Here is a 9,830-nt window from a genome sequence, read left to right on the forward strand (position 1 = left end):
ATAGCTATTAGGTTCAAAACGTGCCTCCCATTCTGGCTCCATACCCAACTTAACCAGAGCTTGTAATGCACGGTCGTACATTGTAGGGATTCCAAGAGGTCTCTTCTCATCCCTCCCTGGTTTTGGTATCCAGACTCTACGGGTGGGGCTTGCTTTGAGGTATCGCGTGTTTAATAAATCAACCAGGTTTAATCTCTGCATAGGAGGTAGATTTTTTATACCATCTACACCTGCTGTTTTCTTCCCCTGGTTATCTTGGGTCACGCGCCTAACAGCTAGCAACCTTGCGTAATAACTAGAAGTCAGAAGTCTTTGGTATTTACGCATCTTACGGATTTCGCCACGGCTGGATGCTCTGTAAATTAAATGCATGCAACTTAAATACATTCTTCTCAACCCGTCTCCAATTAATATCTCTCCATTTTAGATTTGGATTAATACATACTGGGTCTGGTATATCGTCTGTATCCCATGCCACGCTTAAAAATGGTTTAGGGTTTCCTAAATGTCTTTTTAGTGTTTTAGCTTTATTCATTGCTAATTATTACCTTACATTACGTCTAACAGTGGGTACGTCTGCATAATTAGTATGCTTCTTACCCAATCCTACTCTCTCTAAGACCTACATCCTATGTGCAGATTGACCTTGAATGGCTTCCTAAGATTTCGACCTGTATTCCTAGGTGTCTTAGAGAGGTTTTCTCGTTCCCTTATTCCTTTTTACGGCTGATTTAGTGGGGTAAATTCTCCCGGAGGGTTTGATATGGTTGCTGATACTATCCGAGGAATATAGTATCCACCCCTCTGACTTTCGCCCTACATTCCATAGCTACCTTTGGGAATGGTTAAACGTTACGAGAGTTTGATTACCTTCCTGTTCGTCCACTTGTCATCCTTTGCTTGCGGTATCGTTCCTAGGTAACTGGTATTTTCCCGCTTTTAAACCAGCTTCGGGGATTGATGTTCATTCGCTACCCCGTGGTCTATGCTTTCTACCTAACAACAAGGCGGAGGAATTTCACCTCGAAGGATATAAGAGTTATCCAGTGACCGAATATTTAACCTCCTTTTAGATTAGTCACGGACGGCCATTTGTACCTAGTTTCCTAGTTTAGTGGCCAACGAGCCGCACTCCACGAGCATTAAATTAATAGGTTCCCAAAATATTACTTCTGGGTCAATTTTCATAATTTGTTCTAAATTTATTTTAAAGTCATCTAACGTAATTATTGGAGGAGTAGGAGCCATAGCTACATACAATCTACATCCAGCTTGATGACCTTTTTGTAAAGCTTCATAGCGTTTAGATGGTGGGGGTGCTTGTGGTTCAATTTTGAGACTAAGTTCATCATTTAAAAATGGTAAACTCATGCCAACTGTAATATTAGGTTGATTAAGAATATCTAAATCATTTATCCATAAAGGACTACGAGTTAAAATCCTTACTCTTTTCTGATTTTTAGATAAAATTTCGACAGTTTGACGAGTAATTTTGGCTATTTGAGAATTTTGATATGGGTCTGTTCCAGAACATAATAAAACTACTCTTTTACCTTCTGGTGTTTCGCGCCATTTTTTCTTACGACTTAACTTTTCTTCTAACTGCTCAGGTATATTTTCTCTAACTAATAAATATTTGCCCCAATCCATTTGAGGATTACTAATTCCTTTTTCTTGTAATTCCTTTTGTTTTGTTCTAATTGCTGGAGTAGAAGGTACATAACAATTATGGGTAGCTAGTCCGTTAGCAAAAAAGGTATGGGTTGAAGTTTGGATATCTACAACATCAACTATACCAAGAGGAATTTTGTCGATAATTTTGGCAGATTTCATACCTTTTAAAGCTCCTCCGATTATTTTATCTGATTTTCTAATTATTGCTGGACAAAAAATAGAAAAAAATCTAATAACTTCTGTAAAGCCCCCAATAAGTCGAAGATTAAAACAGCAATTTTTGTATTTTTCTATCTTGAATGTAAAGCCAAAAGACTCAGCATATTTTTGCACTTGATGCAGAACAGGTATTGTTTTTTGAGAAAATCTAAGGGAGCCATTGAAGGAACCTTCCGCATCAAAAAAACCTGCCACAAAACCTCTATGATACTCAGTAGTATCCAAGAGTTTATTTATTAGATAAAACAACTTTTTGCATTGACTTTGAGAACGGGTTTCTACTTTTTGAAGGGGTCTATGTTTCTCATGACTTTGATAATAAGAACGAATATCAACAGATATCTCAAATTCTAAAAGGTATTCAACTAATCTTTCTAGAGGTTCAATATCGCAAAGAGCAACTTTCCAGTATGGAGTATCATCTCTTTTGTCAACTTCAGAGAGGTTGAATCTAAAGGTTCCATTTCCTTCTGTCATTCCTGCAATATAGCCAAGTTTATAATCAGTTGAAGGTGAAAGGTAACGAGCAAGTCCAACACTTTTGATTGTATAAAATCCATCTTTTCTGTTTTCTGAAGAGCTTGTTAATTCAGATGTAGGCAACCACTTGCCACGATAATTTAGCCACCCATGATTTGCTGTGGTAATTACTTCTCCAACTTCAGTTACAATTTTGTATGCTGGTTTTTTACTTCATTGAATTGCTTCTATAGTAGTTTTGCGGAAAAAGCGATAAACATGATTGGTCACATTTTCATCAAACCCTAGAAGTTCGTCTCCTACCTTAGCGTTTTCTAGTTTTCGCCAGACAAGATCGGAATAAAGAATCAGGGTTTATGGGGCAAGACAAAAGGTGCATCCATGAAGACAACCAGATGCTATATTAATTACATAATCACATAATCCTTTCTTTTTGAGAGCGCTTTCCTGAAGTGGATTAACAATTTTTTCTGAACCTTTAATAATAGACATAACCAACACTCCCAAGTAATTTTTATCATATATTTCGGCATTTGCAGTCTTTTATTTTACTTATTCATCATAGTTGTCTAGTATTTAAAATAAATAAAGCTGTTTATTACCTGTATATCTAATTATATCTTGTTTGCGGATATTTTTTCCATCTCTTTCTCTAAGTATTTTATTAGCTCTTAATATTTCTATTTCTTTATCTTGTAATAATCTGTTTATTAAGTATTCAAAGTGATTTTTAGTAGCAGGATGTTTCTCCATATAATCATTGCAAATTTGTTCAAAAGTAGCTTCATAGCCATTTCTAATATTTTCACCTAAGTCTTTGTCTAAAATATCTATACAAGATTCATGATTCTCTAGAGAGTCTTCTATGTAAAAATCTAGCTTTTGATTTTGCTCATAATAGTCAATAGTTTTTAATCCAAAACCATAAACCTCAAACTCAAAGAAATGATATAAATTATTGTGCTTCCACAAAGCATCTCTCATTACTTGTAAAGCAGTTATATTCTGAGAAAAGTGCATTAAGTAATATAAAACAACTGTAAAACCTTTAGGTATCAGAGAAAATGTATGTGCGTATTTAGCATTTCCTTTATCTCTAAATAATCTGAGAGATTCATTCCTGAAATAGCGCTGCTCACTAACTCTATCAAGTAATTTTAAACTTTCTAATTCATAATACCCACTTGCTTCTAGAATTTTATTAAAATTGACCGTATCAAGACCATTTTTGCCGATGACAAATCTTTTTAAATCTCTAATCATATAGGTATAGAGAATTTCTGAACCCTTGAGAGTATTTATGCGCCTGATACTATTCATTGATACATGGCTCCATCCAAAAGGATCGATTAAAAAGAAAGAATGACCTTTACGATTTTCAGCTATACTTATGCAATAAGAAACTATATTTTCAAAATCTCTACAAATAAATTCACACTGCTCTATTAAACTACCAAAATCTCCAGAAATTTCATGTTGTTGTTGATTTACTAATTCTTCCAGACCTACTTCTAACATAGAATAATTTTTCAAGCAGTCTATATGATTTTTATCGTTATCTATAAAAATATATTTAACATTGAGCGGAGACTTGCGTTTACATTTTTTATAAGCTGAACGAACAGCTTTAATAATTCTAATAGGAGAACCTTACCACTTTCTTGAAGACTCTTGGTCATCATACATACCACCACCACAAAATCCATCTATAAAAGTAAAAGTTCGCTCTCCATATCTTGTTTTTCCATAGAGAGTAATAATTAAATTTTCTATATATTCTTCGATAATTTGATGCTTTGCTTTAGTATGAGGATCTATTGTAGGAAGCTCACTACCATCAGCACCCCATTTTGCTTTCGAGTTACTCATTATTGCTTTTCTCCAGAAATAAAATTATTACAAAATTATCAGTCTTTTTCAGTCTATAACTAAAGATTTTCTAACATAAAACAGCTTATTAATACTTGCCATAACACACTACAAAAAAATTCCTTACAACTGAAGAATAAGAATGATTCTTATAGGATTAAATTTATAACCCAACTAACTCACTCTCCGCCACACACCCACACTCCCATCGCCACAACCCGCCGCCAACATCTGACCATCTACACTAAATGTTACCGCATTTACTACAGCATTTTGACTCAATACCCCTACTTCCTCCATTGTATAAGGATTCCATAAATACAAATTCCCATCCCGACACCCACTCACCAACATCAAACCATCAGGAGCGATCGCCACACTATTCACTCCATCGGAATGCTGCAATACCTCTAATAAATCTCCCGTCGCCAACTGCCACAACCTCACAGTATTGTCACTACTACCACTCGCTAATATCTGACCGTCGGGAGCGATCGCCACACTCCGAACTACATCACTATGACCAGTCAAGGTCAACAACAATTTCCCAGTCGCCACATCCCATAACTTAATCGTCTTATCCCCACTCCCACTCGCTAAAACTTTTCCATCCGGACTAATAGCAACCGACTCCACCCATGCAGTATGACCTTTCAAAAATCCTCGCATTTTCCCACTACCGAGATACCAAACCTTTACCGTTTTGTCACCATGACTGGTTGCCAATATCTGACCATCTTGACTAATAGCGATCGCCTGAACGGCACCCCAGTCTTGACCAAACCAATTCCCCAAAGTTCGCACCAACTTTCCTGTACCCAAATTCCAAACCTTTACCGTACAATCATTACTCCCACTCACCAAAGTCTGACCGTCCGGACTAAAAGCGATCGCCTGCACCCATCCCGAATGACCGAACATCCAACCTCCTAAAGTCCGAGGTTCGCTCCTGGTTCCCAGAGTCCAGACTTTAATACTATTATCTTCTCCTCCACTCACGAGAGTCTGACCGTCAATACCAAATGCTACAGTTCTCACTTTATCACTATGACTTTCTAAACTTTCCAATGCTTCCCAAGAACTTCCTACTGTTTGCATTAAATCTTGCAAAACTTCTTCTACTGAAGAATAACGTTGCGACAACGAGACCTGCAACATTTTATTAATGATGTTACTCAAGGATGTACTCACAGGTCTGGGTAAATGTTGTTGCCATAACCACTCCTCACCGTGACGCAAGTCAAAAGGGTCTAGTTGAGTCATTAACTGTATACAAACAACACCCAAACTATAGATATCGCTAGCAAATACTGGTTGACCCATTAATTGTTCTGGAGCTGTATATTCTGGGGAACCGATGACAGTACCAGTTTTAACTGTGGGATGAGTAGAAATAGCTTTGGCAGCACCGAAACCGACTAAACATACATTTTCGTCCCAGTCATATCCGCTTTCATCAGCACCACGACGAATAATATTCTCTGGTTTAATATCGCGGTGAATAACCTGATTTTTGTGTATAAACTGCAAGACTGGCAATATTTCTCTGAGAAATTTTCTAATTTTTTGTTCGTCAAATATTCCCTGTTCTTTTAACTCTTGAGCTAAATTTTTTCCTTGTATATATTCTTGCACTAAATATTGATAGGATGAGACAATAAAATAGGCTAATAAACTGGGGATTTGGGGATGTTTTCCCAGCTTGTCTAATTGTAATGCTTCTCTATGAAATGATCTTGATGCTTTTTCAATTTCATTGATATTTTGTGCTACATTTTTGCCTGGAGTAGCTATTGGTAAAAATTGTTTAATTACAGATATTGGTTGGGAAGGAATATCTTGATCAACTGCTAAGAATGTGCGACTAAATGTGCCGATTCCAATTGGTTTTAGGAGGCGGTAATGTTCTCTTAGAATCAGTTTTGCTCCGCAACTTTGGCAGAATTTATTTTTGTCTGAGTTTTGGGGTTTTTGGCAGGTGGGATTATAACAATAACTCATAAATTTTTCTAGTGAAATATTGTCTATTATACCAAGGGTGAAAAAAGAATGTTACGAATCATAAGTGTGATTAAAGGACTTTACCGAAAAATCCAGGTATAAAGCCTCTCTATTCATGGAGAAAAAGCGGTCGTTAACGTTTGCGTAGCATTCCGTAAGGAAAGTTTTCCGTAGGATGGGATGGATGAGTTACCTAACCATATCCAATCTCCCCTTGAGAAGAAAAAAAAATTCCTTTTAGGCAATCCTTCTATTACAGAAGAGGTAATTATTAATTATTAATGATTAATTGTTGAAAGGAGATGTGCCTTTGACAAAAAAGATAATTTCCGCAGCTCAAAAATGGTATTGAAGCCATTCCCATGCGACTCCTGACTCCTAATAAATAGCCTAGTTATTTGTAGCAAACATTTATCAAATTAGTATTATAGCAGTTTCCATTTGAATAGACTACAGTAGGGAAGTTCCATGGAACGTCCCTACAAGGGTTATGATTTTGAATCTGTGGTTCAGGAATCTGAAAAGTGTTGTAGGAACTAATACAAGTTTAATAAATGTTTACTATAAATAGTTTAGTTGCTGCTTAGGAGTCAGAAATAAAAAATAAAAAAGCATAAAAATTCTAGATTTTATTGCTCTATCGTAGCGATAAATTTATATAATAAAGAAGCAATTTTATTCAAGAGTTCAATTATTGAAATCAAAATTTATTGCACCTGTATTATATTAAATCCGCTTGGTTTGAAGTGTTATAAGAAACCGGGTTTATAGAAGGTATATGTTATTCTGGTGGGTAATTTAATACCAACCCGGTTTCTCTAGTTTTTTCTACCTATACTAGCAGATTTGGTATTACAGGATTTTTAATTAATTTAGCAACAAAATTTCATTATTTCTGTTTTTGATAGAAATCCAAAACTTTATTAGTATAGTTAGCAGTCTCACCTTGATTATATTGCTCTGGGTCTCCTGTCATCCACCATGCTGCTGCTCGACGTACTGCTAATGACTCATCATTACCACTAGCAGCATATTGTTCATTTAAAATATCTTCCATTACGCATTCTAAAACCTTCCTAGCTTTTGTTGTGTTTGCCTCAAATTCTTCCACAGTCATTTGCTTCCCTGGGCAAAGTCTTGACCATCTGAGAATATTTTCTGCTTTAACTTGCCAGTCGCTATATAACCCATCATTTTCTGTTCCCGTTTGTGGTGCTGCTAGTCGTAGAGCTTCTACTAATTTCTCAATGCTTTGGTTCTCTGCTTTTACTGGCATTACCCAAATTGTTAAAACAGCGATGATTCCTAATATAAATTTCATGGTTTTTTACCTTTAAGTGAAAGTCAAAACATAAATTTAATTTTATATTATATATCATAATAAATCCGGTTTAGTTATAAGCGTTATTGCTGAGATAAGTACCAAGTAATAAAAATAATTATATAGAGATTCTCAAATACCACAATAATTGATAAAAAGTTTGGTAGGAATATTTTCAGCAATTAACAATGAACAATTAATAATTAATAATTACCCCTTATTGAAACGGATAGGATTGGCGCTCAAGGAATTTTTTTTTGATTTATCCCCTATGGGGGGAGGCTTTAAACCTTAATTGTTGAATGAATAATTAATTATTGACTATCAACTATTAACTATTAACTATTAATTATTCGGTCAAAATATCCCTACCTATTGTTGTCTATTACCTAAACAAAAGCTTGAATTTCTGCAACTAATTTATCAATTTCTGCTTCTCCACTAAAATAATGAACACAAGCTCTCACACAATCTGGATCGAGAATAGTTCGCACCATAATTTCCTGGATTTCTAAATATTCAACTAACTGCTGATGCGATTTACCATTGGTTAACTGAAAAGAAACTAATCCTGATTCTGGAGGTGCTGTGCGTAAACATTGAACATCAGGAATTTTGCTTAAATTTTCCCATAAATATGCACTTAACTCTTTAATTTTTTCATACCTTTTTGTTGCAGTTCCCCATTGATTATGTAAATTTATTGCCTCCCTTAAACCAGAATATAAAGGATAAGCAGAAGTAGCAATTTCATAACGTCTACCATCAGGTTGCCAACCAATCGGTTTACCAGTTTTATCTTTCAAAATACTCCGCCAACCAATAAAAGTAGGACTTAAACTTTCTCTAGCTTTAGCACTTACATAAAGTCCGCCTAAACCTTCTGGTCCGCACCACCATTTATGACCAGTAAAGGCATAAAAATCAACTTCTGTTTCTGCTAATTTTAAAGGTAAAACTCCTACAGATTGAGCAGCATCAGCTAATACTTTAATTGGGGATGAAAATAAAGAATGACACAATTTTACAATTTCAGTTAATGGTAAAACTTGACCTGTATTCCACAAAAGATGACTAATTACTAATAATTTTGTATTAGGACGTAAATTTTGCTCTATCACTTCTACAGGGTTTCCTTCATTTAAAGTTGCCATTATTGGGCAAGTAGAAACCTCTATCTTGAAACGTTTTTGAATCTCGTCAATTGTAGCAATAACTCCCGGATGTTCACAGTCAGAAAGTAATAGATGATCTCCAGGCTGCCAGTCTAAACCCCAAAGTGGAATATTACAACCTACAGTAACATCTTCTGTCAAAGTAATAGTATCTGAATAAACGCCTAATTCTGTAGCGATCGCTCTTCGCGTTAAAGCTGCTTCATTCATCACCCACTTACCAACTTTTTCAGAAAAAGGTCCGAGATTTTGTACTTTTTGATAAGAGTTATAAATTGCCTGCAAAGATATTTCAGGCATCGGTCCTTGACCGCCATAATTAAAATAATTTTTATTAGCTAAAGCCGGAAAATTTTGTCGATAACTTGACAATTGGGAAAGATTCTGGTTCATAAAATGATTGACTTTCAAGGGTAAAGTTTTGTACTGTGCAATTATATCATCAATCCCATAATAGCAATCCTATTTAAATTGTAATATTTTTGTGGTAGGGGCGTTTCATGTCGCGCAGCGAAACGGCCGTTAGCTTCGCATAACTATCGTTAACGCCCTTACAGGAGTCAGGAGTCAGGAGTCAGAATTTTCAAGTTTTCCCTCAATCTTAACTATTATAAAAATTCTCACAAATCATTTAGGATTGCTAAATAAAAAATAAAATAAATTATCCCACAGAAATATCAATTAATTCTCCCTACTTCCTCTTTTCTAGAGATATCTAAATAATTGATAATTATGCTTGCGTTCCGCAACGCTTCGTCAACAAAAATAATTATCCATTATCCATTATCAATTAATGAAATATTTTCTACAGCAGTTTTCAAATGGATAAACCACAGTCGATTTGCACTGGGGACATAATCGAAGACTTGTATTCGGTTGCAACTTGAGGATGTAGAGCTTTGAAACTAGCCTTTGACTCCTGTACGGGCGTTTTGCTATCGCACAACTCCGTTTTGCTAGCGCAAAGCTCCGCTAACGGCGCTTGAGCCGACATGAAAAACGCGGAGCGACATATAAAGCGGAGCTTTGCGTTTTTCATGGCCAGCAAGCCCCTACGACTCCTGACTCCTACAAAAGTTTTGTGGTTTACT

Annotated in this window: 7 protein-coding genes and 1 pseudogene; all 8 read right to left on the minus strand. The window is 35.7% G+C overall.

Annotated features, from left to right (window positions below; genetic code table 11):
* Window positions 1–535: pseudogene (locus ACP6PK_RS20095) on the minus strand (reverse transcriptase N-terminal domain-containing protein); the annotation flags it as partial.
* Window positions 536–1,098: 563 nt separating this feature from the next.
* On the minus strand, window positions 1,099–2,496 hold the full coding sequence (locus ACP6PK_RS20100) for an SPL family radical SAM protein (protein WP_426562062.1): 1,398 nt from the start codon (window positions 2,494–2,496) through the stop codon (window positions 1,099–1,101).
* A gap of 231 nt (window positions 2,497–2,727) precedes the next feature.
* Entirely contained in the window at window positions 2,728–2,865 is a 138-nt protein-coding gene (locus tag ACP6PK_RS20105) for a hypothetical protein (RefSeq protein ID WP_426562064.1), read from the minus strand.
* An 84-nt stretch (window positions 2,866–2,949) separates the two neighbouring features.
* Window positions 2,950–4,014, minus strand: a complete 1,065-nt coding sequence (gene tcmP / locus ACP6PK_RS20110; protein ID WP_426562073.1) for a three-Cys-motif partner protein TcmP — start codon at window positions 4,012–4,014, stop codon at window positions 2,950–2,952.
* A gap of 9 nt (window positions 4,015–4,023) precedes the next feature.
* A complete protein-coding gene (locus tag ACP6PK_RS20115; RefSeq protein ID WP_426562066.1) occupies window positions 4,024–4,242 on the minus strand; it encodes a hypothetical protein in 219 nt (72 codons plus the stop codon).
* Between the two features lie 174 nt (window positions 4,243–4,416).
* The gene (locus ACP6PK_RS20120) at window positions 4,417–6,243 is read right to left on the minus strand and encodes a protein kinase domain-containing protein (RefSeq protein ID WP_426562068.1); all 1,827 of its coding nucleotides are present in this window, start codon (window positions 6,241–6,243) and stop codon (window positions 4,417–4,419) included.
* An 889-nt stretch (window positions 6,244–7,132) separates the two neighbouring features.
* On the minus strand, window positions 7,133–7,564 hold the full coding sequence (locus tag ACP6PK_RS20125; protein WP_094672331.1) for a hypothetical protein: 432 nt from the start codon (window positions 7,562–7,564) through the stop codon (window positions 7,133–7,135).
* Between the two features lie 389 nt (window positions 7,565–7,953).
* The gene (locus tag ACP6PK_RS20130) at window positions 7,954–9,132 is read right to left on the minus strand and encodes an aminotransferase class V-fold PLP-dependent enzyme (RefSeq protein ID WP_426562071.1); all 1,179 of its coding nucleotides are present in this window, start codon (window positions 9,130–9,132) and stop codon (window positions 7,954–7,956) included.
* Between the last annotated feature and the right edge of the window lie 698 nt (window positions 9,133–9,830).

It is taken from the genome of Dapis hubbardiae BLCC-M172, assembly GCF_050016015.1.
GTDB lineage: Bacteria > Cyanobacteriota > Cyanobacteriia > Cyanobacteriales > Microcoleaceae > Trichodesmium.